Annotated in this window: 23 protein-coding genes and 1 pseudogene; 10 read left to right on the top strand and 14 right to left on the bottom strand. The window is 72.8% G+C overall.

All coding sequences use genetic code 11. The annotated features are described in order from the left end of the window. The first annotated feature begins 167 nt into the window (after positions 1-167). The 4 genes from CGL27_RS03745 to CGL27_RS03730 are packed head-to-tail and all read left to right on the top strand — an operon-like array spanning position 168 to position 4,973. Positions 168-1,244, top strand: a complete 1,077-nt coding sequence (locus CGL27_RS03745) for an NAD(+)/NADH kinase (protein WP_078638451.1) — start codon at positions 168-170, stop codon at positions 1,242-1,244. An 8-nt stretch (positions 1,245-1,252) separates the two neighbouring features. Then, positions 1,253-1,879, top strand: coding sequence for a 2Fe-2S iron-sulfur cluster-binding protein (locus CGL27_RS03740; RefSeq protein WP_107438931.1), 627 nt, complete (start codon positions 1,253-1,255; stop codon positions 1,877-1,879). Next, positions 1,876-2,874: a xanthine dehydrogenase family protein subunit M gene (locus CGL27_RS03735; protein ID WP_119984506.1), complete on the top strand. Its 999-nt coding sequence runs from the start codon at positions 1,876-1,878 to the stop codon at positions 2,872-2,874. The genes CGL27_RS03740 and CGL27_RS03735 overlap by 4 nt, the downstream gene beginning before the upstream one ends. Beyond that, positions 2,871-4,973 carry a xanthine dehydrogenase family protein molybdopterin-binding subunit gene (locus tag CGL27_RS03730; RefSeq protein ID WP_119984504.1) on the top strand — a complete coding sequence of 701 codons (2,103 nt, stop codon included), beginning with the start codon at positions 2,871-2,873 and terminating at the stop codon, positions 4,971-4,973. Before CGL27_RS03735 ends, CGL27_RS03730 begins: the two co-directional genes overlap by 4 nt. Positions 4,974-5,209: 236 nt before the next feature. On the opposite strand, the gene CGL27_RS03725 is transcribed toward CGL27_RS03730, so the two are convergent. The 9 genes from CGL27_RS03725 to CGL27_RS03685 all read right to left on the bottom strand — a co-directional run bounded on the left by CGL27_RS03725 (position 5,210) and on the right by CGL27_RS03685 (position 15,041). Next, positions 5,210-6,427 carry a S1 family peptidase gene (locus CGL27_RS03725; protein ID WP_119984502.1) on the bottom strand — a complete coding sequence of 406 codons (1,218 nt, stop codon included), beginning with the start codon at positions 6,425-6,427 and terminating at the stop codon, positions 5,210-5,212. Between the two features lie 110 nt (positions 6,428-6,537). Beyond that, positions 6,538-7,668 (bottom strand): LLM class flavin-dependent oxidoreductase, encoded by a 1,131-nt coding sequence (locus tag CGL27_RS03720; RefSeq protein WP_119984501.1) that lies wholly within the window; start codon positions 7,666-7,668, stop codon positions 6,538-6,540. Positions 7,669-7,710: 42 nt separating this feature from the next. Beyond that, a complete protein-coding gene (locus CGL27_RS03715; RefSeq protein WP_119984499.1) occupies positions 7,711-8,763 on the bottom strand; it encodes an ABC transporter ATP-binding protein in 1,053 nt (350 codons plus the stop codon). Beyond that, a complete protein-coding gene (locus CGL27_RS03710) occupies positions 8,760-9,827 on the bottom strand; it encodes an ABC transporter ATP-binding protein (RefSeq protein ID WP_119984497.1) in 1,068 nt (355 codons plus the stop codon). Before CGL27_RS03710 ends, CGL27_RS03715 begins: the two co-directional genes overlap by 4 nt. Beyond that, a complete protein-coding gene (locus CGL27_RS03705; protein ID WP_119984495.1) occupies positions 9,805-10,728 on the bottom strand; it encodes an ABC transporter permease in 924 nt (307 codons plus the stop codon). The genes CGL27_RS03710 and CGL27_RS03705 overlap by 23 nt, the downstream gene beginning before the upstream one ends. Next, complete coding sequence (locus CGL27_RS03700) at positions 10,725-11,744, bottom strand: ABC transporter permease (RefSeq protein WP_119984493.1); 1,020 nt, start codon at positions 11,742-11,744, stop codon at positions 10,725-10,727. Before CGL27_RS03700 ends, CGL27_RS03705 begins: the two co-directional genes overlap by 4 nt. After that, positions 11,741-13,318: an ABC transporter substrate-binding protein gene (locus CGL27_RS03695; protein ID WP_119984491.1), complete on the bottom strand. Its 1,578-nt coding sequence runs from the start codon at positions 13,316-13,318 to the stop codon at positions 11,741-11,743. Before CGL27_RS03695 ends, CGL27_RS03700 begins: the two co-directional genes overlap by 4 nt. A gap of 362 nt (positions 13,319-13,680) precedes the next feature. Next, the gene (locus CGL27_RS03690) at positions 13,681-14,634 is read right to left on the bottom strand and encodes a DsbA family protein (RefSeq protein ID WP_119984488.1); all 954 of its coding nucleotides are present in this window, start codon (positions 14,632-14,634) and stop codon (positions 13,681-13,683) included. Further along, positions 14,631-15,041 carry an Rrf2 family transcriptional regulator gene (locus CGL27_RS03685; protein ID WP_119984486.1) on the bottom strand — a complete coding sequence of 137 codons (411 nt, stop codon included), beginning with the start codon at positions 15,039-15,041 and terminating at the stop codon, positions 14,631-14,633. The genes CGL27_RS03690 and CGL27_RS03685 overlap by 4 nt, the downstream gene beginning before the upstream one ends. 96 nt (positions 15,042-15,137) lie before the next feature. On the opposite strand from CGL27_RS03685, the gene CGL27_RS03680 reads away from it, so the two are divergent. Together CGL27_RS03680 and CGL27_RS03675 are read left to right on the top strand one after the other, a co-directional pair. After that, positions 15,138-15,653, top strand: coding sequence for a cupin domain-containing protein (locus CGL27_RS03680; protein WP_078638439.1), 516 nt, complete (start codon positions 15,138-15,140; stop codon positions 15,651-15,653). 131 nt (positions 15,654-15,784) lie between these two features. Then, on the top strand, positions 15,785-16,030 hold the full coding sequence (locus CGL27_RS03675; protein ID WP_119984484.1) for a hypothetical protein: 246 nt from the start codon (positions 15,785-15,787) through the stop codon (positions 16,028-16,030). A gap of 26 nt (positions 16,031-16,056) precedes the next feature. On the opposite strand, the gene CGL27_RS03670 is transcribed toward CGL27_RS03675, so the two are convergent. After that, positions 16,057-16,653 (bottom strand): XRE family transcriptional regulator, encoded by a 597-nt coding sequence (locus CGL27_RS03670; protein WP_119984483.1) that lies wholly within the window; start codon positions 16,651-16,653, stop codon positions 16,057-16,059. A 90-nt stretch (positions 16,654-16,743) separates the two neighbouring features. On the opposite strand from CGL27_RS03670, the gene CGL27_RS03665 reads away from it, so the two are divergent. Beyond that, positions 16,744-17,391: a class I SAM-dependent methyltransferase gene (locus tag CGL27_RS03665; protein WP_205587615.1), complete on the top strand. Its 648-nt coding sequence runs from the start codon at positions 16,744-16,746 to the stop codon at positions 17,389-17,391. A gap of 88 nt (positions 17,392-17,479) precedes the next feature. On the opposite strand, the gene CGL27_RS03660 is transcribed toward CGL27_RS03665, so the two are convergent. The 3 genes from CGL27_RS03660 to CGL27_RS03650 all read right to left on the bottom strand — a co-directional run bounded on the left by CGL27_RS03660 (position 17,480) and on the right by CGL27_RS03650 (position 20,498). Beyond that, complete coding sequence (locus tag CGL27_RS03660; RefSeq protein WP_162952862.1) at positions 17,480-18,541, bottom strand: acyltransferase family protein; 1,062 nt, start codon at positions 18,539-18,541, stop codon at positions 17,480-17,482. Positions 18,542-18,735: 194 nt separating this feature from the next. Beyond that, positions 18,736-19,437, bottom strand: coding sequence for a DAK2 domain-containing protein (locus CGL27_RS03655; RefSeq protein ID WP_119984479.1), 702 nt, complete (start codon positions 19,435-19,437; stop codon positions 18,736-18,738). A gap of 62 nt (positions 19,438-19,499) precedes the next feature. Then, positions 19,500-20,498 carry a dihydroxyacetone kinase subunit DhaK gene (locus tag CGL27_RS03650; RefSeq protein ID WP_119984477.1) on the bottom strand — a complete coding sequence of 333 codons (999 nt, stop codon included), beginning with the start codon at positions 20,496-20,498 and terminating at the stop codon, positions 19,500-19,502. Positions 20,499-20,793: 295 nt separating this feature from the next. Here CGL27_RS03650 and CGL27_RS51455 point away from each other — a divergent pair. The 3 genes and pseudogenes from CGL27_RS51455 to CGL27_RS03635 form a co-directional block, all read left to right on the top strand. Then, a pseudogene (locus CGL27_RS51455) lies at positions 20,794-21,026 on the top strand (aminocyclopropane-1-carboxylate deaminase/D-cysteine desulfhydrase family protein); the annotation flags it as partial. A 182-nt stretch (positions 21,027-21,208) separates the two neighbouring features. Further along, positions 21,209-22,006, top strand: a complete 798-nt coding sequence (locus CGL27_RS03640; protein ID WP_119994227.1) for an SDR family NAD(P)-dependent oxidoreductase — start codon at positions 21,209-21,211, stop codon at positions 22,004-22,006. A 219-nt stretch (positions 22,007-22,225) separates the two neighbouring features. Next, positions 22,226-23,398, top strand: coding sequence for a sialidase family protein (locus tag CGL27_RS03635; RefSeq protein WP_119984475.1), 1,173 nt, complete (start codon positions 22,226-22,228; stop codon positions 23,396-23,398). Between the two features lie 58 nt (positions 23,399-23,456). Here the strand turns inward: CGL27_RS03635 and CGL27_RS03630 are convergent, their stop codons facing one another. Continuing rightward, entirely contained in the window at positions 23,457-24,059 is a 603-nt protein-coding gene (locus CGL27_RS03630; protein WP_162952861.1) for a TetR/AcrR family transcriptional regulator, read from the bottom strand. Positions 24,060-24,073 lie beyond the last annotated feature (14 nt).

Genomic DNA, 24,073 nt, shown 5'->3' with positions numbered 1-24,073 from the left:
CGGTGTGGTTCCACCGCAGGCCATCTGCCGATCAACACCATAGATCAGCGTGGATGTTCAGCTCCAGGGTGCCCGGCCTCGCCACGTCCGGCCGGTCGCCATGACCGCCTGCCGGCCTGGCGGCCTGGCGGGCGCCTCGAGGCCGGCCGATCTACGGTGGAAGGGCCATGGCTGTCAACCGGCTCGGCATGGTCGTCCACCAGGCCCGCCCCACCGCTGTCGCGGCGGCGCACACCGCCCGCGCATGGGCCGCTGCCCACGGCATCTCCTGCTTCGAACTGGACGTCTGGCGTGGCGACCAGCCCCGGCGCAGCGCCAAGCAGGAGGCCGCGGCCGCGGGCCACCCCGACCTGATCGTCACCTTCGGCGGCGACGGCACCTTTCTGCGCGGCGCCCGGCTCGCCGCCGTGAACGGGGCCGCGGCGCTGGGAGTGAACGTGGGGCGGGTCGGCTTCCTCACCGAGATCACCGTCGATCAGGTGGAGGACGCGCTGGACGCCGTCCACGACGGCCGTGCCACGATCGAGGAGCGGATGCTGCTCACCCTGCGGGCGTCCCGGCCACTGGAGATGCCCGAGGGCATGGAGGCGCTGCTGCGGTACGGGCGGGGCCCCGTGCCGCCGCCGCCCACGGTCCGCCCCGGCCGCGGGCCCAAGGAGGTCGGCTGGGGCATTCCGCTGGATGTCATCGCCGTCAACGACGTGGTCTTCGAAAAGCTCGCCCGCGACCGCCAGGCCGGGCTGGGGGTGTATGTGTCCGGGCAGTTGCTCGCCTCGTACTCGGCCGACGCGATCATCGTGGCCACCCCGACCGGCTCCACCGCCTACAGCTTCGCCGCCGGCGGCCCGGTGGTCTCCCCGCATATGGACGCGGTGGTCTTCACCCCGGTCGCCCCGCACATCGCCTTCGACCGCACCGTGGTGGCCGCGGTGGACGAGGCCGTCGCCGTGCGGGTCCTGCCGACCTCGGGGCAGGTGGCGGTCAGCCTCGACGGGCAGTTGCGCGGGGTACTGGATCCGGGCGACTGGGTGGCCGCCTACCGAGCACCGAACCGGCTGCGGCTGGTACGGCTCGCGCCGACGCGCTTCTACCACCGGCTGCGGGACCGGTTCCGGCTGGCCGACTCGCCCGCCGCCGACGCGGCCCCGCCGTTCTACCACCCCAGCTCCCCGGTCCCCCCGGACCTGGCGCATCTGCGGCTGGCCTTCGATCCTCTGCCTCCGGAGCCCGAGCACGGGGAGTGACGCCGAAGATGCGGGGCGCCCACCCCGATGCCAGGCTGAGTGATGTGACAGCTCACGCGTTTCACAGCGATCTCACGCTGCGTATCAACGGTGCTGACCGCCCCCTCACCCTCGACCACCGGGTGACCCTGCTGGACGCCCTGCGCGAACACCTGGCACTGACCGGGGTCAAGAAGGGGTGCGACCACGGGCAGTGCGGGGCCTGCACCGTCCTGATCGACGGGGAGCGGGTCAACAGCTGCCTGGTGTTCGCCGTGGCCGCCCAGGGCCGCGACATCACCACCATCGAGGGCGTCGCGGGGCTCGCCGCCCCGGAGGAACTCCACCCGCTGCAGCGGGCGTTCCTGGAACACGACGGTTTCCAGTGCGGCTACTGCACACCGGGCCAGATCTGTTCCGCGATCGGCGCGCTCACCGAGGCCGCGCGCGGCTGGCCCAGCCATGTCACCGAGGACGTGGCGGCCGGGGTCGGCGCGCCGGGCGACCTGGACGCCGACGAGATCCGGGAGCGGATGAGCGGCAACCTGTGCCGCTGCGGGGCCTACCCCGGCATCGTGGCCGCCATCCGCGAGGTCGCCGGGGCCGACGGCGACGGGTCCCCGGCCCGCGCCGGCGCGGCGGGAGGCACGCGATGAAGCCGTTCGCCTACGAGCGCGCCACCGACCCCCAGGCCGCCGCCACGCTCGTGGCCGACTCCACCGAGACGGTGTATCTGGCCGGGGGCACCAACCTGGTGGACCTGATGAAACTGGGGGTGACCGAGCCCGCCATGCTCGTCGACATCACCCAGCTCCCGTACGACACCATCGAGCACCGCCCCGACGGCGGCGTGCTCATCGGCGCGCTGGTATCGGGCAGCCGGCTCGCCGGAGACCCCGGCGTCCGCGAGCGCTTCCCGGCACTGGCCGAATCGCTGCTGTCCGGGGCCTCCGGGCAACTGCGGACCGTGGCCACCACCGGGGGCAATCTGTTGCAGCGCACCCGCTGTGTGTACTTCCAGGACGTCACCAAACCCTGCAACAAGCGGCAGCCGGAAACCGGCTGTTCGGCCATCCAGGGCCTCCACCGCGACCTGGCCGTGCTCGGCACCTCCGACTTCTGCGTGGCGAGCCACCCCTCGGACATGGCGGTGGCGATGGCCGCGCTCGACGCGGTCGTCCATCTGCGGCGGGTGAACGGCAGCCCCCGTGCGGTGCCGCTGAACGACTTCTATCTGCTGCCCGGTGACACACCGGACCGCGAGACGGTGCTGCAACCGGGTGATCTGATCACCGGTGTCGAGCTGCCACCGCCCCCCGAGGGCGCCGCCATGTCCTACCGCAAGGTCCGCGACCGCTGGTCCTACGCGTTCGCGGTGGTGTCGGTGGCCGCCGTGGCCGCCACGGACCCCGACGGCACACTGCGGGAGATCCGGCTGGGGCTCGGCGGCGTGGGCACCCGCCCCTGGCGGGCCCGCGAGACCGAGCGGCTGCTCCTCGGCCGGCAGCCGACCGAGGAGACCCTGCGGGAGGCGGCACGGGCCGAGTTCGCCTCGGCGCGCCCGCTGCCACAGAACGCGTTCAAGATCGACCTCGCCGTGGATGTCATCACCTCGGCCGTGCGCGACCTCGTGGGAGGGCAGCGTCGATGACCACGCTCCAGCGGACCGTGGGCGCGGAGGTGACCCGTGTCGAAGGACGCGAGAAGGTCACCGGCACCGCGCTCTACGCCTATGAGTACCCGGTGCCGGACGCCCTGTACGCGTGGGCGGTGCAGTCCACCATCCCGCGCGGCAGGGTGCGCGCCGTCGACGCCGGAGCGGCCCGGACCCTGCCCGGGGTGATCGCCGTGCTCGACAGCCGCAACGCGCCCCGGCTGCACCCGACCGACGATCCCGAACTCGCGGTTCTGCAATCCGCCGACGTCGCCTACCGGGGGCAGATCGTGGCGGCCGTGGTGGCGGACACCTTCGAGACGGCCTGTCAGGCCGCGGCGGCGGTGCGGATCGAGTACGACGTGGACGACCACGACTCCGAGCTGATGGACGGCGATCCGCGCATCGTCGTCCCCGACACGGTCAACGGCGGCTACCCGGGGCACACCGAGACCGGCGATGTGGAGGCCGCCCTCGCCGCGGCGCCGGTCGTCCTCGACGCCACGTACACCACGCCCCCGGAGCACACCTGCGCGATGGAACCGCACGCCACCATCGCGGTCTGGGACGGGGACTCGCTCACTCTCTACAACGGCGATCAGGGCCCCTGGATGACGGCGGGCAGGCTGGCCGAGCTGTTCGGCCTGCCCGAGGGCGCCGTCCGGATCGTCGCCGACCACACCGGCGGAGGCTTCGGCTCCAAGGCGATCCCCCGCCCGCCCACGGTGCTCGCCGCGCTGGCCGCCCGCGCGGTGGGCAGGCCGGTCAAGGTGGCGGCCACCCGGCAGCAGATGTTCACCATGGTCTCGTACCGCACACCCACCCTGCAGCGCGTCCGGCTCGGCGCCGAACGGGACGGCCGGCTCACCGCCGTCTGGCACGACGCGCTGCAGCAGAGCTCCACCCTCGCCCCGTACTGCGAGCAGACGGCCACCCCCGCCCGCACGATGTACGCCGCGCCCCACCGCCGCACCACCCATCGCCTGGCGCGGCTGGACGTGCCCACGCCGTCGTGGATGCGGGCCCCCGGCGAGGCACCCGGGATGTTCGGGCTGGAGAGCGCGATGGACGAACTGGCCGTGCGGCTGGGCATGGACCCCATCGAGCTGAGGGTGGTCAACGAGCCGTCCGTGGACCCCGAGACCGGCCATCCGTTCAGCAGCCGCAACCTGGTGGCATGTCTGCGGGAGGGCGCGGCGCGCTTCGGCTGGGCGGGCCGCGACCCGGCCCCGGGGCGCCGCCGGGAGGGGCGCTGGCTGGTCGGCACCGGAGTGGCGGCGTCCCTCTTCCCCGCCATCACCTGGCCCGCCACCGCGACCGCCCGTGTCGAGCCCGACGGCGCGTTCACGGTACGGATCGCCGCGGCCGACATCGGCACCGGGGCCCGTACCGCGCTGACCCAGGTGGCGGCGGACGAACTCGGTGTGGAGATCGACCGGGTCACCCTCGACATCGGCCGCAGCGTCTACGGCCAGGCGCCGTTCGCGGGTGGCTCGATGGGCACGAGCTCCTGGGGATGGGCGGTGTCCAAGGCGTGCCGGGCGCTGGCCAAGCGGCTGGCGGAGTCCGCCGGCGCGATCCCGCCCGGCGGCCTGGAGGAACGGGCGGACACCGCCGAGGACGTCGCGGCGCGCCGGGAGTTCTCGCGCCACGCCTACGGCGCCGAGTTCGCGGAGGTGCGGGTGGACGCCGTCACCGGTCAGGTGCGGGTCGACCGGCTGCTGGGGATGTTCGCCGCCGGACGCATCATCAACCCCCGGACGGCCGGTGCGCAGCTGCGCGGCGCCATGTGCATGGGGCTTTCGACGGCGCTGCACGAAGGGCTCGAAGTGGATCCGCGGTTCGGCGACTTCGCCAACCACGACCTGGCCTCGTACCACATCGCCGCCCACGCCGATGTGCGGGACATCCAGGCGCACTGGATCGATGAGCACGATGACGAACTCAACCCGATGGGCAGCAAGGGCGTCGGAGAGCTGGGCATCGTCGGCACGGCGGCGGCGATCGCCAACGCGGTGTACCACGCCACGGGGGTGCGGGTCCGCGATCTGCCGATCACGCTGGAACGGGTGCGCGCGGGGCTGCCCGCCCACTGAGCGGCCGCGCGGCCGTCAGTGGCTCCCGGGGAGCCGTCCGGGCGGGTGGGGCTTTCGGGGGCGCTCCGGCCTGTCGCCGCTCCGAGGTCCCCGGCCTGTCGCCGCTCCCGGGGGCGCCCCGGCCAAGCGGCTCCGGGGGCTATCCGGCCTGTCGCCGCTCCCGGGGCCGCCCGGCCCCATCGTGGCTCCCGGGGTGTCCCGCGGTGACGGCGCGGGACACCCCGGGTCGCGTGGGGTCAGCCGTTCTCGGCAGCCCCACCGGCGCCGTCCGCGCCCGCGCCGTCCCCGGCGGCCCCGCCGTCATCGGCGCCGCCGTCCGCCGCGCCGCCGCCTCCGGCCGCGCCGCCGTCCCCGATCTGCGCACCGACCGCCTCCAGCGCGGTGGTCACCGGCTGGAAGAAGGTCTCACCGCCGGAGGTGCAGTCACCGCTGCCGCCGGAGGTCAGGCCGATGGCGTTGCCGTCCGCGCTGAACAGCGGGCCGCCGCTGTCGCCGGGCTCCGCGCAGACATCGGTCTGGATGAGCCCGCTGACCGTGCCCTCGGGGTAGTTGACCGTCGCGTCCAGACCGGTGACCGAGCCGTCGTTGAGCCCGGTGGTGCTGCCCATGCGCTGCACCTGCTGGCCCACCGCGGCCTCGGCGGCCCCGACGATGTCCACGTTCTGGTCGCCGGTGTTCACCGTCGACGGGGCCTCGGTATTGGTGTCGTCATAGGTGACCAGCGCGAAGTCACCGTCACCGGGGAAGGTGGCGTCCTGCACGGTGCCGATCGGCGCGCCGTTCTGGGAGTCCGACCACTGCTCGGCGGCGACGCCGCAGTGGCCGGCGGTGAGGAACGCCGGGGCGCCGCTGTCCGTGGTGACGTTGAAGCCCAGCGAGCAGCGCGCGCCGCCGCCGAAGATGGCGTCGCCGCCCGCGACGAAGGGCTTGAACTCGCCCGTGGACTTCTTGAGGGTGGCCATGCCGTCGCCCAGCGATTTCACGGTGGACTCGAGGGTGTCCCACTTCGCCCCGGTGACGGTGGAGTCAGCCGTGACCCGCAGCTCATTGGTCTTGGGATCCACCGACCAGGCGGTGCCCGGGATGGTGGCCTTGGTCTTGAGCGTCTTCGCGGCGGTCTGCAGCGCCTTGGTGCTGTTGTCGACGCTTCTGGCCACCGCGCCGGCGCTCTTGACCTCGACGTTCACATTGTTGTTGTCGCCGACGACATTGACGATGACCTGCTGCTTGTCCTTGTCGTAGTAGGCCCCGCCGAACGCCTCGCCCAGCTGTGACGCGAGCCGCGCCGCGATGTCCGCCGCCGAGGCGGCGTCCACCTTCTTGGGCTGGGCGGCCTCGGTCTTGTCGTCCTGTGAGGCGTTGGCGTTGGGCAGCAGTATCGCGGCCGCCGCGACGGCGGCGGCCCCGGCCCCCGCGAACACGATCTTTCGCTTGGGTACGCGTTTATGGCTCAACTCATGACCTCCTGTTGGGGGGTTACGGGATCCGCTCATCCGCGACGAGCACGACCCGGCAGTGGATACGGGCGGCGCACGAGTTGTGTTCAGAGAGATTGAGGAGATCTTTACGCGGCGCCCGCACCGGCCCGGTGGGCCAGCTCCTGGCGGACCAGCGGCAGCAGCTCACGGCCGTAGCCGACGGCGTCGTCCAGCGGGTCGTAACCGCGGATCAGCAGGGTCGTGACGCCGATGTCCACGTAGTCCAGCAGCGCCTTCGCGACCGTCTCCGGGGTGCCGACCAGCGCCGTGGAGTTCCCGGCGGCCCCGGTGGCGGCCGCGGTCGCCGTCCACAGCGCCCGGTCGTGGAGCTCACCCCGGGCGGCGGCGGCCAGCAGCCGCTGGGAACCGACGTTCTGCGGGTCGGTGCCCCCGGTCGTGGGTGAGCCGAGTGCCTCGCGGCCCCACCGGGAGGAGGTGAAGGAGCCCGCCGGACCATGGGCCCTGATGGTGTCGAGGATCCGGTGCGCCCGCTCCCACGCCTGTTCCTCGGTCGCGCCGAGGATGGGCCGGAAGGACACGCTGATACCCGGCGGCTCGGTCCGGCCCGCGGCCTTGGCGGCCCGGTGCACGGAGGCGATCTGCTCCGCCGTCTCGGCCAGCGGCTCGCCCCACAGCGCGAAGGTGTCCGCGTGCCTGCCGCCCACGGCGTACGCCGCCTCGGAGGAGCCCCCGAAGTACAGCGGGATGCGCGGCCGTTGATGGGGGCGGACCTCGGCGTGGAAGTCCTCGAAGCGGTAGAAGCGGCCGTCGTGTCCGAACGGCTCCTCATCCGTCCACGCCCGCTTCAGGATCTCCAGATACTCATCGGTGCGGGCGTAACGGTCGTCCTTGCCCAGATAGTCGCCGTCCCGCCGCTGCTCGGCGTCGCGCCCGCCGCTGATGATGTGCACGGCCACCCGCCCGCCGGAGAACTGGTCGAGGGTGGCGAACGTACGGGCGGCCAGGGTGGGCGCCACGAAGCCGGGCCGATGGGCCACCAGCAGCCCGAGCCGCTCGGTGCGCGCGGCGACATACGCGGCCACCTGGGCGCCGTCCGGGGTGGCGGAGCCATAGCCGATCAGCACCCGGTCGAAGCCCGCGTCCTCATGGGCGCGGGCGAACCGCAGGGTGTACTCGGCGTCCACGACGGGGCCACGGGCCGGGTGGATCTCGGACACCTCATGGGTGCCGATCATTCCGATGAACTCGACGGACATCGTCAGCCTTTCTCCGAGGGGCGGGAAGTGGCCGGGGGATGGTCACCGCCCGGCTTCCTTGTCTGTTTCTCCGGCGGCCGCCACCAGCTCCGGCGGCCCTTTCGCGGTGACCGGGGGAGCCGCCCCGGCCACCAGCTCACGCCACTGGGGCACCCGGTGGCAGGCGGCGGTGCGCCCCTGGCCCACCGGGGCCGGCGCGGGCGCGGTGCGGCAGGAGCCGATGACGAACGGGCAGCGGTGGCCGAAGACACAGCCCTCCCGCGCCGTCCAGGCGGGCGGTTCCGCCGCCGGGCGCAGCGCCGCCGCGCCCGGCCCGCCCCCGGCGCGTACGCTCGGCGCGGAAGCGATCAGCAGCGCGGTGTACGGATGCAGCGGCCGGCTGAACACCTCCCGTACGGGCCCCTGTTCCACCACCCGGCCGCGGTACAGCACCGCCACCCGGTCGGCGATGCCCGCCAGCGAGCTGAGGTCGTGCGAGATGACGACGACGGCCATCCCGCGCTCGGTGCGCAGCCGCTCCAGCAGCCGCAGCACCCGGTTGCGGTTGGAGGCGTCCAGGGCGCTCACCGGCTCATCGGCGATCAGCAGCCGGGGCCGGGTGACGATCGCCCGCGCGAGCAGCACCCGCTGGCGCTGACCGCCGGAGATCGCGCCCGGCAGCCGATCGCCGAGGCGCGCCGGGTCCAGGCCCACCGTCTCCAGCGCCTCGTCCACCCGTGCGGCGATCTCCGTGTCGCCGAGATCCCCCGCGACGGCGAGTGGCTCGGCCACCGCCCGCCGGACCGTCAGCTCCGGATCCAGGGCCCGCAGCGGATCCTGGAACGCGTAACTCAGCCGCCCCGAACGGCGGAACGCCCGCAGCGCGCGCCCTCGCAGCCCGGAGACCTCGCGCCCGTCGAAGACCACCCGGCCCGAGCGCGGAGGGACCAGGCCCACGGCCGTACGGGCCAGCGTGGTCTTGCCGGAGCCGGTCTCCCCGATGACCCCGACGATCTCCCCCTCGCCCACGGACAGCTCCACACCGTCCAGCACCGGCCGCGCGTCCCGCCGGCCGAAGGCCACGGTCAGGCCGGAGATCTCCAGCAGCCCGCTCATGCCGCCACCTCCCGGGCGCCGCGCGCACCGGCCCGCGACCGTTCGATCTCCTCGCCGCGGACACACCGCACCCGCCGCCCGTCGGCCGTCTCGCGCAGCGGCACCGGACCGCTGAGGCACTCGGGCGCGGCGAACGGGCAGCGGTCGGCGAACCGGCAGCCCGGCAGCCGCGCGCCCACCTCGGGCGGCGCGCCGGGGATCACCTCCAGCTCGCGCCGTTCCCAGTCGCCGACCGTGGCCACGCGCAACAGCGCCTCGGTGTACGGATGCAGGGGGTCGTTCAGCACCCGCTCGGCCGGGCCGTCCTCGACCAGCTCCCCGGCGTACGCCACCAGAATGCGGTCGCACACCTCGGCGATCACCGCCAGATCGTGGCTGACCAGCAGCAGCGCCAGATCCTGCTCGGCGCGCATCCGGGCCAGCAGCTCCAGGACCTCCGCCTGGACCACCACATCCAGCGCGGTGGTCGCCTCGTCGGCCACCAGCAGATCCGGGGCGCAGGCCACCGCGACGGCGATCAGCACACGCTGCAGCATCCCGCCGGACAGCTCGTACGGATGGCGCCGGGCGACGTCGGCGGGGTCGTGCAATCCGACGGCGGCGAACAGCTCGACGGCCCGCTCACCGGCCCGCGCGCGGTCCAGCCCCAGCTTCACCCGCAGCACCTCGGTCAGCTGACGCCCCACGGTCAGCGCGGGGTTGAGATACGAGGCGGGGTCCTGGAAGACGGCGCCCACCCGAGTGCCGCGTACCCGGTCCCACTCCCGGCGCGACAGCCCGGTCAGCGCCTCACCGGACAGGGCGATCTCGCCCTCGGACACCGCGCAGCCCGGCGGCAGCAGTCCGAGCACCGACCGGCAGATGAGGGTCTTGCCGCTGCCGGATTCGCCGACCAGGCCGACGGCCTCACCGCGGCCCACGGTGAACGACACATCGCGTACGGCCGTCAGCCGTCCGGACGCGACGGTGACGCCGAGCCCCTCGACCGCCAGCGCGGCGGGTCGTCGGCCCAGGGCGCCGGGGCCGCCGGGCGTGGCGGGGTCAGGCGGCGGGGAGTGCGGCATCGGCCTGCTCCTTGGTGGTGTCGGGGGATTCGGCAGTGGCGCCCAGGGAGCCGGTGGCCGTCTCCGGCGCACCGCCGGGCAGCAACTCGTCCGCCCCGGCGTCCCGTACGGCATCGGCCAGCAGGTTGAGCGCACCGGCGGTGACGACGATCAGCGCGGCCGGGAACACCGGTGCCCAGATCTGCTGGGTGAGGAAGCCCAGGTCGGTGGCGAGCATGCCGCCCCAGGTGGCGGCGGGAGGCTGCACACCGACCCCGAGGAAGGTCAGCGAGGAGACCACCAGCAGACAGGTGGCCAGCGCGTGGGCGGCGGTGACGATCACCGTCGGCAGGACCTTGCTCCAGATGTGGGTTCGCAGCACCCGCCCGACCGAGGCGCCGAACAGCTCGGCCGACTCCACGTACTGGGCGTGCCGCAGGCTCAGCGCGGCGGCGCGGGTCATCCGGAAGAACAGCGGGGCGTAGAGCACCCCGAGCGCCAGCATGGCCTGGTGCATCCCGTTGCCCAGCGCGCCCACGACCGCGATGGCGAACACGGTGAACGGCAGCGTCATCAGCGCGTCGACCACGCGCTGCGCGATCCACTCGCCCACGCGCCCCATCCACAGCGAGGCCAGTCCGGTCGGCACGCCCACCGCCATCGCGGCGGCCACCGCCTCCACGGCGCCCGCCACCGAGCGGCCACTGCCCTCCAGCAGCCGGCTGAGCACATCGCGGCCCAGATAGTCGGTGCCCAGAAGATGGCCGGGGCCGGGGCCGCGCAGCATGTTCCTGGGGTGCTGGGCCAGCGGATCATGCGGCGCGAGCCGGCCGCCGAACGCCGCAAGCAGCACGATGGCCAGCAGCACCAGCAGCGCCACCTTGGCGGACGGATGTCCCCATGCCCGTCGCAACGTCCTCATCGGCGCGTCACCTCCCGGCGCCGGGCGGCCGGATTCAGCGCGAGCAACGCCGCGTTGACGGCCACGTTGACGACCAGGACCACCGCGATGGTCACCAGCAGCGTCCCCTGGATCACCGGAATGTCGTGCTGTTCCGCCGACTGCAGGGTGAGCTGGGCGAGACCGGGCAGCGCGAAGATCTGCTGGGTGACCACCGCACCGCCGAGCAGCATCGGCACGCTCATCCCGAGCGCCGTCAGCGCCGGTCCCGCGGCGTTGCGCAGGGCATGGCCGAACACCACGCGCCGGGCGGGCAGTCCGCGCATCACCGCACCCGTCACATAGTTCTCCCGCAACGTCCCCACCAGCGAGGTGCGCAGTTGACGGGCGATGGCGGCAGCGGCCTCCAGGCTCAGCGCGAGCGCGGGCATCACGGTGTACCGCAGCCACTGCGCGGGGTCCATGTCCAGCGGCACATAGCCACCGGACGGCAGCCACCCCAGCTTCAGCGAGAACACCGTGACCAGCGCGATGGCCACGACGAAACCGGGCAGGGTGCCGAGCAGCGCGCACAGCGCGGTGACGGCGCGGTCCAGCCGTCCGCCGGCCCGGAGCGCGGCGGCGACACCGGCGGCTCCGCCCAGCACCACGGCCATCAGCAGCGCGAGCCCGGCGATGGACAGATCCACCGGCATCGCCTGCCGGATGCTGTCGGCCACCGGGACCGTGGTGAACCACGAGCGGCCCAGGTCCCCGGTGAAGGCATGCCCCAGCCACGACACGTACTGCTCCCACAGCGGCCGGTCGAGGCCGAACTGATGGTTCATCCGGGCGATATCGGCGGGGGTCGCCGTCTCGCCGAGCACCGCCGCCGCCGGATTGGCCCCGGAGAGCGCGCCGAGACCGAAGGTGAGCGCGGAGGACAACAGGAACACCGTGCCCGCCGTGGCGAGGACGCGGCCGAGCGAGCGCGGGAGACGGGCCGCCCGTACGGGCTTCCGCCGGGTGTCCGCGAGGCGCGGAGCGAGCGCGGTCATCCGGCCGTCACCCCCTCGAACCGCTGCACCACCGGGAGCGAGGGGATGGCGGAGACGGAGGACGTACGGGCGAGGGCGCGCGGCACCGTGTAGAGGAACACATTCGGCATCGTGCGCACCGCCACCGCGGTGGCCGCCCGCAGCACCTCCGGGTAGCGCGGCGACTCCAGCGGGGTGCGGCGCACCGCGGCCACGGCCGCGTCCAGTTCGGGCGTCGTACGGCGGGAGGGGTTCATCAGCCCCTCCGCGCCGAAGAGCACCTGCATCGCCTGCACCGGTGACTCCCGCCCGGCGAACTGGTCGAGGTACAGGGCGCGGGAGTGCTGGACGTACACCACCTGGGACGCCCGCGCCTCGGGGATGACCTCGATCCGGGCCCGGAACCCGGCCCGGTTGAGCTGCGCCTGCAACTGCTCGGGAGCGCCCTGCGGCTGGGCGGTGGTGATGGTCACCTCGACGCCGTCGTGGTATCCGGCCTCCCGCAGCAGCGCGCGTGCCCGCTCCGGGTCGTGCCGGTACACCGCGCCGAGCGCCGGGTCGAAGCCCGTATAGCCGGGCGGGAAGGGCTGGTGGTCCACCTCGCCATGGCCGAACTGCTCGCTGTCCAGCAGGGCTTGGCGGTCCACCGCGTACTTCAGGGCCTTGAGGACGGCGGGGTCGTCGAAGGGCTTCATGGCGGTGTTCACATCCAGGACGCGCACCACCATCGACGGGATGAGCTGCACCGTGAAACCGGCCTCACGCGCCGCCTCGACCTGGCTGAACGGGATCTGGGCCACATTGAGCCGCCCGGACTGGAGCGCGGCGAGCGCCGTGGTCTCATCGGGCTTCGGGTACGCCTCGAAGCGTTCGACGGCGATGTGGTCGGCGTTCCAGTAGCCGGGGTCGCGGCGCAGGCTCGCCATCGAGTTCTGGGTGTAGGACACCAGCCGGAACGGGCCGTGGCCGACCGGCCTGGTGGCCAGCCGCGCCTCGTCCTTCCCGAACGCGGTGGGGCTGACCACCATGCCGGTCTTCCCGGCCAGGAGTGCGGGCAACTGGTAGTCGGCCTCGGTGAGTTCGAGGACCACGGTGTGGGCGTCGGGGGCCCGTACCGTGTCGATGCTGGTCAGTTGGGAGGCGATCAGGGACTTGGGGTGGTGCTTGCCGCGCTCGACGCTCTTCTTGACGGCCTCGGCGTTCACCGGGGTGCCGTCGGCGAACCGCAGGCCCCGGCGGAGGGTGAAGGTGAGGCGCCGGCCGTCGTGGGAGTAGCGCCAGGAGGAGGCGAGCGCGGGCTTGGCGCCGCCCTTGGCGTCGAGTTGGGTCAGCCCGGAGTAGACGAGCGACAGCAGGTGGACATCCCAGCCCTTGGACGAGAACACCGGGTCCCAGCTGGAGGGCAGATCCCAGCCCCAGCGCAGGGTCTCGCCCCCGCCGCCCGCCCCGGTCGTCGCCACCCCGCCGCAGGCGGAAAGCAGCAGGGAGCCACCCGCCACCAGGGCGAGCCCGAGCACGGAGCGCCGGTCCGGAGCGGGGCGCGGTGGTGGATCGGGCGGACGGCGGACGGGAAGTGGCGGGGCGGCGGAGGTCATGACGGGACGTCGCCTTTCGTGGTGTCAACTGCCCCCGGACGGGCGTGAGCACACGGCCGCACACGTCCGCACACGACAGCGAGGACACGCGGACGGGCAGCGGTCATGAAGGCCGGAGGCGGTGGGGCCCGGGGAGGAAAGCGAAGGGAACGAGCGGGGCGAGGCGCTCGGGACGTGGCAGATCGCGTCGGCGAATCGCGTCGGCGAAAGGGGGCGATCAGCGACAGATGGCGCTGGCGGTGCGCCGGAAGTCCACGTATCGGCACACCACACCGGGGTGCGTCGTCAGCATGTGCCCATGGTGCGGGGCGAGGGGCGGCGAAGTCAATGGACACCTTTAGGTGTCTCATGGGGTAAGACGGCTACGACCTGGGGCTTTTCAGCCCTGACGAGGCGGCGAGCGCTGGATGGGCGGCGGCCTCGTCAGGGTGCAGCCACAGCGGCCCGCCCGCCGTCTCCACCCGTACGGCCGTGGGCGGGGGAGTGGTCCGGCCCGTCAGCAGTGACAGGTCGGGCCCGGTCAGGCTGCGGTACTCCGCCAGGGCCTCCTCGGCGCCGATGAGGGCCGCCTGCCAGAGATGACCGGGAGCCACCGTGCGCAGCGCCGCCGTGTACTCGGCCATGCTCCGCCACCCCGGTGCGGCCAAGCGCCCGCCGGGGCCGGAGAACACCAGCGTGGGCAGCGCGTAGCGCACCCCGTCGTCGGTTTCCTTGACGCCCGTGCCATGCGGCCCCGGGGCGTGGAAGGCATACGCCTCCGGGATCGGGTCGCGGGCCTCGGCGTGGTCCTGCCGAATGGCCGCCACCACCGACGGCTCGCCCATCTCCGCGCCCAGCCGCCCCACATCGACACCGTCGAGCCCCGCCAGGGCGTCGAGCACCCGCTCCGCCGTATCGGCCGGAGTGCCCAGGACGAACGTGGTCTCGCGCAGCCGCCGCAGCACCCGCTCCGCGGCGATCGCGCCCTGCCGCTCGGCCGCCTTCGAGGCGAGCGAGGCCGGCCGGCTGGTGGCCGCCACCCATCGCAGCCGATGAGCGTAGGGCGCCCGCGCATGGCGGGCGATATCGGCGATATAGCGGCTGTACCAGGCGGTCTCGGCGGCGGGGTCCGGTGCCGGATCGTCGCCGTCGTCGAAGAGGATGCCGAACACCCGGCGCCAGCGGGCCCGCCCCGCGGTGAGGGCCCGCAGGTGGCGGAACGCGGGCTCGGAACCCCACGCCCACGGGCAGGCCGGATCGGTGTACTCCACGATCTCGACGGCCCCGCCGCCGTCCGCCCCGGTGCTCCGGGCCCGGTCCGGGCTCGCGGACGTCATGCGGCCAGCCGCTCGCGGACCAGATCGCTCAGGGCGGTGGCGGTCAGCACCTGGCGCACATGGTCCTCCATCCCGCGCCACACCCCGGGCAGTCCGGCCGCCGGGCCGTGGTAGCCGAGGCCGTCCAGCCGCTCACCGCGCAGCGTCAGGAACGCCCCGTCCACGGCGAGCACGATGTCCGCGAGGGTTATCTCAGCGGGGTCGCGGGCGAGCCAGTAGCCACCCTCGCAGCCGCGCTGACTGCGCACCAGACCGGCCTGGCGCAGATCGCGGAAGACCGCCTTGAGGAACCGGAAGGGGATGCCCTGGGAGGTCGCTATCGCCTCACAGGTGAGTGGCCTGCCCGCGTCCGCGGCCAGCTCCGCCAGCGCCCGGACCGCGTAGTCCGCCTTCGCCGAGATCTGCATACGGCCATTATGCAGCGTGGATTTCATGGTGTTGTGCCTGGTGGGAGAAAGGACACCTGTTGACATCCATTACCCGGGCTTTCTACGGTCGGTGTCATGACGACGCCCGGCGGCGACCCCGCGCAACAGCACGACGCGTTCCATCCGCATCTGAAGGATCTGACGGCCACCGCCCCCGACAGTCCGTTGCGGATGCGTCTGCACCACATCCGCACCGAGGACGTCGACCCCGGCACCGCCCAGACCGAGGGCATGCGGCGGTTCGCCGCGATCAGCGGTCAGTCGGTGGGCTCCGAGCGGCTCTGGATGGGCCAGACCCATGTGGCGCCGGACACCGCCTCCGCCAACCACCACCACGGCGAGTCCGAGACGGCCATCTTCGTGGTGCGGGGCCACCCCGAGTTCGTCTTCGCCGAGGAGCGGAACGGACATGTCGAGGAGGTCCGGCTGCGCACCCGCCCGGGCGACTACATCTTCGTTCCGCCGTTTGTGCCGCACCGGGAGGAGAACCCGGACCCCGACGACGAGGCGGTGGTGGTCATCGCCCGCAGCACCCAGGAGGCCATCGTGGTCAACCTGCCGGAACTGTATGTGCTGGAGCCGGGGGAGTAGCCGCCCGCGCGGACACGTGGCGTAAACCTGGCCGCATCCCATCGGCGCTGACCATGCATTCCGCCGACGCTCGCGGGTAATCGCCCCTGCTGTGCCCCCTCCATCGACGAATTGACGAAAGGAGCGGCATCGTGAGCGACGACCGGCGACCGGAGGATCGAGAGGAGCGCGTGGACCGGGGCGGGATCCCCAGGGACCTCCCCGATCAGCAGGCGCAGGACGGCCCCGACCACCTGGACGTGGCGGGCGCCGGCCAGGAGCCGGATCTCGGGGACGACGTCCCCGAGACGGACGAGTCCGGCACGGGACGGCAGGGGAAGCCGCGGACCGGAAGCGTGCACCCCGAGCGGCCCGTCCCGGACGAGCCCTCGGGGTGAACGCCCCCGGCGCGATACGGGGCGGGTCAGGTACCGGCAGGGCGGGCGCGGACGTGGATGCGCTCGCCCTGCGCCCCGAACAGGGAGAGGAACTCCACCGGCTGGTCCCCCGCGTTGGCGAAGCCATGGGGCGTACGGGTGTCGAATTCGGCGGCCTCACCGGACGTGAGCACCAGGTCGTGCTCGCCCAGCGCCAGCCGTAGCCGCCCCGAGAGCACATAGAGCCACTCATAGCCCTCGTGCACCCGCTGCTCCAGCGGCTCATCGCGCTCGCCCTGCGGCCGGGGCGGCATGATCTGCTTGTAGGCGTGCAGTCCGCCCAGATAGCGGGTCAGTGGAACGAACGTCTGGCCCTGCCGGGTGAACGGCCGCGGATGGACCCGGGGATCCCCGGTGGCGGGCGCCCCCACCAGCTCGTCCAGCTGCACTCCGTACGCCTTGGCCAGCGGCAGCATCAGCTCCAGGGTCGGCTTGCGCTGCCCCGACTCCAGTCGCGACAGGGTGCTCAGCGAGATCCCGGTCGTCTCGCTGAGCTGGGCCAGTGTGGTGCCACGGGTGCGCCGCAACGCCCGTAGCCGGGGTCCCACGGCGGTCAGTACCTCGGTGAGGTCTTCGTCAGCCATACCTTTCATTTGCTACCCCGGCAAAGAAGTTTGTCAAGTGGCCGCGGCCGTGTGCACTGTCTTGTCCGGAACGAAGGGAGCGCATCTGACATGACCACCGACCCGCACACCATCTCGCCCGACACCTCGCCCGAGGAGTTCTGGGACACCTTCTACAGCGCCGAGGACCGCGTCTGGAGCGGCAAGCCCAACGCCGCTCTGGTGCGCGAGACCGCCGGGCTGACCCCTGGCAGCGCGCTGGACCTCGGCTGCGGTGAGGGCGGCGACGCGATCTGGCTCGCCCGGCAGGGCTGGCGGGTCACCGCCGTCGACGTCTCACAGGTCGCGTTGGACCGCGCCGCCGGACACGCGGCGTCCGAAGGTGTCGGCGACCACATCGAGTGGCAGCGACACGACCTGTCCGAGTCCTTCCCGGCCGGCACCTTCGATCTTGTCTCCGCCTACTTCTTCCACTCCCGGCTGGAACTGCCCCGGGACCAGATCCTGCGCACCGCGGCGGCGGCCGTCGCACCGGGCGGAGTGCTGCTGATCACCGGACACGCCGCATTCCCGTCCTGGGCGCCGGACCCCGGTCCGGAGTTCCACTTCCCCACGCCCGAGGAGGTGCTCACCGGGCTCGACCTCGCGGACGGGGAGTGGGACGTCCTCGTCAGCGATGTCCATGTGGAGAACATGACCGCTCCCGACGGACAGCCGGCCACCCGCACCGACAACACCCTCAAGGTCCGCCGCCGCTGACGGCGGCCCCGCGGCCCACTCGGGAACCGGCCCGCCTCGGGAACCGGCCCGCCTCGGGAACCGGCCCGCCTCGGGAACCGGCCCGCTCTCAGGAACCGGTGCGCCGGAACGCCCAGTCCATGCGCGGCTCCAGCAGCGAGCGCAGGACCCGTCGCACCGGTCCCGTGCACAGCACGGTGATCATGAGCACCGCGGCCGCGGTGACGGCGAGCTCCCCGAGCGGGGTGTGCAGCCACGGATGGTCGTACCAGCCCCAGAATCGGGACGACTTGATGATGAAGCCGTGCAGCAGATAGCCGTACAGCGTGCCCGAACCGAGCGCGGTGAACCAGGTCCGGCGCCCCGGCACCCAGGCCAGGAAGCAGGCCGTCAGCACCAGCGCCAGACCGAAGAGGGCGGGTGTGGTGAGCAGACCGGCCCAGGACGGTACGCCGTCCAGCGCCGCCACGCTCTTGCGGTGGTAGAACCACTCCGCGTCCAGCCAGGGCGCCACCGCGTACGCCGTGCACAGGGCGAAGGCCGCCACCGGAAGGGCGATCAGCCGGGTCCGCCGGGTCCGCAGCCGGGTGAAGTGGTCCGGTCGCAGGGTGAGTCCGACCACGAAGAACGGCAGGAACGCCAGCACCCGCTGCAGGCCGAGATCCCCACCGGCCTCGGGCGAGATGGAGGCCAGCGCGGCCACCGCCAGCGCGACCGGCACCGGGTGGCGCAGCGCGAGCCACAGCGGGGTGGTGATCCGCCAGATGAACAGCGCGGCCAGGAACCACATCACATACCAGGGGTCGAGCAGGCTGATCGGATAGTCCGGATCGTCCTGTGCCCAGCGGTAGAAGAGCGTGTACGCGACCTCGAAGACCACATACGGCACGACGACACCCGTGAGCAGCCGTTTCACCCGGCCCGGCGCCATATCGAAACTCCGCGAGAAGTAGCCCGATATGAGGGCGAACGCGGGCATGTGGAACGCGTACACCAGCAGGTAGATCGCGGTGGCCGCCCGGCTGCCGTAGGTGAGTGGCTCCCATGCGTGGCCACACGCCACCAGCACGATGGTGAGGTACTTCGCGTTGTCGAAGTACGGGTCGCGCGTCCGGCCGCCCGACGCGCCGCCCTCGCGCGGTCGTGGGACGACGGCCGAGGGTGTGGTCACACGGGTGTCGGTCTCCTGCTGCACAGCTACTCCCGGATCCCTTCGATCGAGCCGACAGTCGAATCCTGGTCGTCTGCCCCGCTCTGCCCGTCCCATGCGGGCCCAGGACTCGGATCCCAGTACGTGCGGCCCGGCCGCGGCGTTCACCGGCGGGCGGCGCGTGCGGGGATCCCCTCATGAACCCGGCCTTCCCCTCAGGACACGGGGAGCCGGCTCAGCGAGGTCAGCTCGGCGTCTGCGGAGGCGAACAGCAAAGCGACGGTCAGGGCGCCCGGGTCCGGGACGCCACGGGCGTGGTCGCCGGTATAGCTGGCACGCCCGCGCCGGGCACGCAGATCGGTCGTGGACCGGGCGCCCCGATGGGCCGCCACCGCGGCCACATGGAGCGCGTACGCGGGGTCGCCGGTGGGTTCACAGGAGGCGAGGACCCGTGCGGCGGGGACGAGGGCGTCCACCATCGTCTTGTCGCCCACCTCGGCCTCGCCGACCCGCTGGATCGCGGCCGTCCCCGCGGCGGTGCCCAGGGCCAGCGCGGCGGTTCCGGGCGGGTCGGCGGCCATCCCCAGCGCGTCGGCGAGCTCCTGGAAGAGCAGCCCGAACAGGGGACCGCTGGTGCCGCCGACATCGTCGAGGAAGACCCGCGCGGCGGCGTCGAGCGGCGCGTCCGGGCCTCTCCGGCTTCTCTCGCCGTTCCCCCCGCCCGCCGCCAGGGCGTCCAGCGCACGGCGGACACCGTCCATCCCGGTGACCAGGTTGCCACCGAAGTCCCCGTCGCCCGCCTTCTGGTCGAGCGCGGTGAGCTCGGGTTCCACGGAGCGTACGGTGGCGGCGAACCGCGTCAGCCAGTCCATGACGGCGGCGTGCGTAAGGCCCTTCGGGCCGAGCTGGTCGGACATGAGCGGGGCAACTCCTCGGGGCGGTGGCGGGGTCAGTGGCGGGCCGATGGGGCCGGACGGGGTCACAGGGGCCAGGCGGGGGTGTGGGCGGGGGCGTCCCACAGCCGCAGCGCCTCCGCGTCGGTGGCGAACAGGGTCAGCGAGAAGCCCCGCATGTCCAGGGCGCTTACGAAGGTGCCGGTCAGGGACCGGTCGAGGCCGACACCGCGGTCGTCGAGGGCCTTGGCGACGGCGTGGCGGATGCCGTACAGCTCCAGCGAGGTGATCGAGCCCAGCCCGTTGATCAGGGCGAGCACCCGTGTCCCGGCGGTGTCGGGCAGCGCGGCCAGCAGCTGGTCCGTCATGGTCTCGATCAGCTTGCCGAGCGGTGCGTGCGGGGTGGTCCCCTCGGCCCGCTCGCCGTGGATGCCGACCCCGAACTCCAGGACGTTGTCGGGCAGGCCGAAGGCCGGTGCCCCGGAGGCCGGCGTGTTGTGGGCGGCCGAGGCGACGGCGAGGCTGCGGGCCCGCCGGGTCACATCCGTGCCGAGGGCGATCAGGTCCTCCAGGCCGCGCCCCTCGTCTGCGGCGGCGCCGAGGATCTTCTCGATGATCAGGGTGGCGCCGGTGCCGCGTCGGCCGACCGCGATGTCATCGGAGTCGCTGGCGATGTCGTCGTCGATGAGGACCCGCGCACAGCGGATGCCCTCGTGGGCAAGGCGCTCGGCGGCGATGCTGAAGTTGATGCGGTCACCGGTGTAGTTCTTGACGATGTGCAGCACGCCATCGGGCCGGGCGACGGCCCGGCTGGCCTCGAAGATCTGCCGGTTGTGGGGCGAGGCGAAGATCCGCCCGGGGCAGGAGGCGTCCAGCATCCCCGTACCGAGGAAGCCGGAGTGCAGGGGTTCATGGCCGGAACCGCCTCCCGAGACCAGCCCGACGCGGCGGGTGGGTGCGCAGTGGCGGGTGCGGAAGTATCCGTGGTCGGGGTGGTAGGCGACGAGATCGGCATGGGCGGCGGCGAAGCCCGCGAGCGCGTCGGGAACGAGAGACTCGGGCGAGTCGCGGAAGTACTGGGGCATGAACTCGGCTCCCTGAGCGAGTGGGGCGGACGGGGTGCACTCGGCGGTCGAGCGCCGTCGCGGCGGCAGCGGTATGAGGGCTCAGGAACAGATCGTCTCCGCGACCCGGCGGCAGGGTGCTCAGGCTGGACAGCAGCGGGACTCCAACGGCCTACAGGCATACGCCGGTCGTGTGCAGAAGGGGAGGCATTGGGGAGGTTCTGGCTCGTGTGCCGGCGGGGAGCGGCGGGGTAGGGACCGGCGGACATCCGGCACCACCCATGCGGCATCCGGCACCACCCATAAGGAGTCGCCCATGTCCCTCGATGACTTCGAGCGCCATCTCCTGCTGTTCGGTCCCGCCCGGTCCACCCCCTGGACCGGCTGAGTGAGCGTCTGGGCGGGGCGCGCGTCTGGGCCAAGCGCGAGGCCTGCAACAGCGGACTGGCCTTCGGCGGCAACAAGACCCGCGAGCAGGTCGCCGCGGTGGCGGCGAAGCCGGGGCTGAAGGCCGTACTGGTGCAGGAGAGCTGGGTGGACGGGCCCGACTTCGCCCCTGAGGCGCCCCTGGTCCGTCCCCCCGGCCCCTCCCGCTGGTCAGAAAGGAGGCATGAAAGGGGAGGAACGCGAGGCGATGGGCGGACTCCACCGGGGTACCCGACGTACGGCCCGGGCCACGCGGCCCCGTGGCCTCCCCACCCCCGCGAGACCAGGGAGCCAGGGTGACGGACATGAACACCGGGAACGACCGGCAGACCGGAAACGCCGCGCCCCCCGACGGCCCGCTGTCGGGCTGCGCGGCGCTGGTGACCGGCGCGTCCAGCGGCATCGGCGCGGCCACCGCTCTGGCGCTGGCCCGGCAGGGAGCCGATCTCGCACTGGTGGCCCGGCGCACCGATCGGCTGGAGGACCTGGCCGCCACCCTCCGGGAGGAGGGCCGCTCCTGCGCCGTCCTCACCGCCGATCTGCGGAGCGCGGCCCAGGCCCGTCAGTGCGTCGAGGACGCGGCGGAGCAGTGCGGACGACTCGATGTGCTGGTGAACAACGCCGGCTATGTGGCCACCGGCACGGTCGAGGAGAGCGACCCCGAGACATGGGAGCGGATGATCGACCTCAACGTCGAGGCCGTACTGCAGACCTCCCGGCAGGCGCTGCCGCATCTGCTGCGGACGGCGTCCGACGGCCCGCGCGGGGTGGCGGACCTGGTGAACGTCAGCTCGGTGGGCGGCCGGGTGGCGCGGCCCGGCAACAGCGTCTACTCGGCCACCAAACACGCGGTGGGCGCCTTCAGCGAGGCCATGCGCCAGGAGGTGACCGCCCGCGGAGTCCGGGTGGGGCTGGTCGAGCCGGGCATGACCGTCACCGAGATGACGGCCGGCAACAGGACGGCCTCCGTCGCACGCGGCATGGCGCGCGAGTCCTGGCTGCGCCCCGAGGACATCGCCCGCGCGATCGCCTTCATGGTCGTCCAGCCCGCGCATGCCGCTGTCAACGAGATCATGGTGCGCCCCACCGCCCAGGAGCACTGACCCGCCTGCCCCGGCCACCCCTTCCGCCCCGTTACGCCGCGGCGTAACGGGGCGGAAGCGCGTGCCGACCTCGGCCCGGCTTGGCTCTCGTCAGGCCCCGCTCGGCCCTCGCGGAAGCGTGCGCGAGGGATTTACAACGTTGGAAATTCTCTTTAACGTTGCGCCACGCACGGCCCGGGCCGCTCTTCCCCCTCCACCACTCCTCCCGAGGGAGCGTGCATGACCACGCTGTACCGAAGACACCTCCTGCCCACTCTGCTGGCTCTCCTGACCGTCCTGGGCTCGCTCCTGGCCGTCCAGGCGCCTCCGGCCGCGGCCGCCTCCGGCACCCTGCTGCGCGACGGCACCGGCCTCTACCCCCGCGCCCTGCGGCTCGCGCACAACGGCGCCGCCAACGGCCGCGTCCTCGCTTCGGTGGTCACCTTCCGCGGCTCGGACGGGATCGGCGCCATCTACGAGAGCACCGACGACGGCGCCACCTTCCGCCAGGTGGGCGAGGTGGCCGACCCCGAGGCGTCGGGCGGCCAGGGCGAATGCTGCGCCACCTTGTACGAACTGCCGCAGGCGGTCGGCGACATGCCGGCCGGGACCCTGCTGTGGTCCGCCTCCATCGGCCAGGACGAGCCGGACCGCCGGATGGCCATCCGCGTCTTCCGCAGCAATGACCAGGGCCGTACCTGGTCCTATCTGTCGACCGTGGCCACCGCCCCCAGCACCAGGGGGCTGTGGGAGCCGGAGTTCTCCCTCGATTCCAGTGGGCGCCTGGTGGCCCACTACTCGGACGAGACCGACCCCGCCCACAGCCAGAAGCTGATCGCCGCCCGCAGCGCGGACGGGATCACCTGGGAGGGGCACCACGCCACCGTCGCCAGCAGGCTCGCCTCCGACCGGCCCGGTATGCCCATCGTGCGCAAGCTCCCCGACGGCCAGTACTTCATGGCGTACGAGATCTGCGCCGCCCAGGGGCAGTACTCATGCGTGGTCCACTACCGGACCTCGCAGGACGGCTGGAACTGGGGCGACCCCGCTCACCTCGGCTACCGTCCCGAAACCGCCGACGGCAAGTACTTCACCCATACACCGAACCTCGCCTGGGCCCCCGAGGCCGGCAACCCCCGGGGCAAGCTGTTCCTCATCGGCCAGGTCCTGAACAACGCCGACGGCAGTACCGCCGCCGGCAGCGGTGCCACCGTGTGGACCAACAGCAACGGTGGCACCGGGGCGTGGCGTTCGATCCCCGCACCGGTGCGGGTGGACTCCAAGGTGGTCGACTGGTGTCCCAACTACAGCTCGGCGCTGCTGCCCTCGGCGGACGGCAGCCGTGTGCTGGAGATCGCCACGGACTACGTGGGCACCGTGTGCAAGCCCTTCTTCGCCACCGCGGGGGGCTGACCGGGTGAACGATCGGGTGAACGACCACTGACCGAAGCGGTGTTCACCCGGCCCCGGATTACCCGTCCGGCCGTTCGGGGCCGGTGCCCAGCATGGTGCGCACGACCGTCTCCACCAGGGCACCGGCCTCGGCGCGCGTCCGCGTGCCGAGCCGTTCGTCGAGCAGAAGTGTGCTCAGCCCGTGAACGAGCGACCAGGTGCCGGTCAGCAGCGCCTCGCGCCGCTCCGGTTCCGCGACGGCCGCGATGCGTTCCGCCACGAAGGCGATCGCCGCGTCGGAGGCGGCGATGGCGTCGGGGTGAGTGCTGCAGGGCTGCCCGAACATGAGGCGGTACACCCCCGGGTGGTCGAGCGCGTAGTCGACCGCCGTACACGCCATGGCGATGAGCTCCGCGCCGGGGTCGTCCCCGGGGACGACCGCGGCGAGGCGTTCGCCCAGCTCCGTGAAGCCCCGGGTGGCGAGGGCGGCGAGCAGTGCCTCTTTGTCGCGGTAGTGGCGGTAGGGAGCGTTCGGGGAGACCCCGGCATGCCGGGCGACCGCGCGCAGCGACAGCCCGCCCGGGCCCTCGGTGTCGAGGAGCGCGAGGGCGGAGTCGAGCAGGGCCGCTCGGAGATCCCCGTGGTGGTAGCCCGAGCCGGTCGATGTTGACAGTGTCCACACCTCCATCATTCAAT

This window comes from Streptomyces sp. 11-1-2, from assembly GCF_003595545.1.
Lineage (GTDB): Bacteria > Actinomycetota > Actinomycetes > Streptomycetales > Streptomycetaceae > Streptomyces > Streptomyces hygroscopicus_B.
The sequence above is the reverse complement of the archived record's forward strand: the minus strand, read 5'-3'. Positions and strand labels throughout refer to the sequence as shown.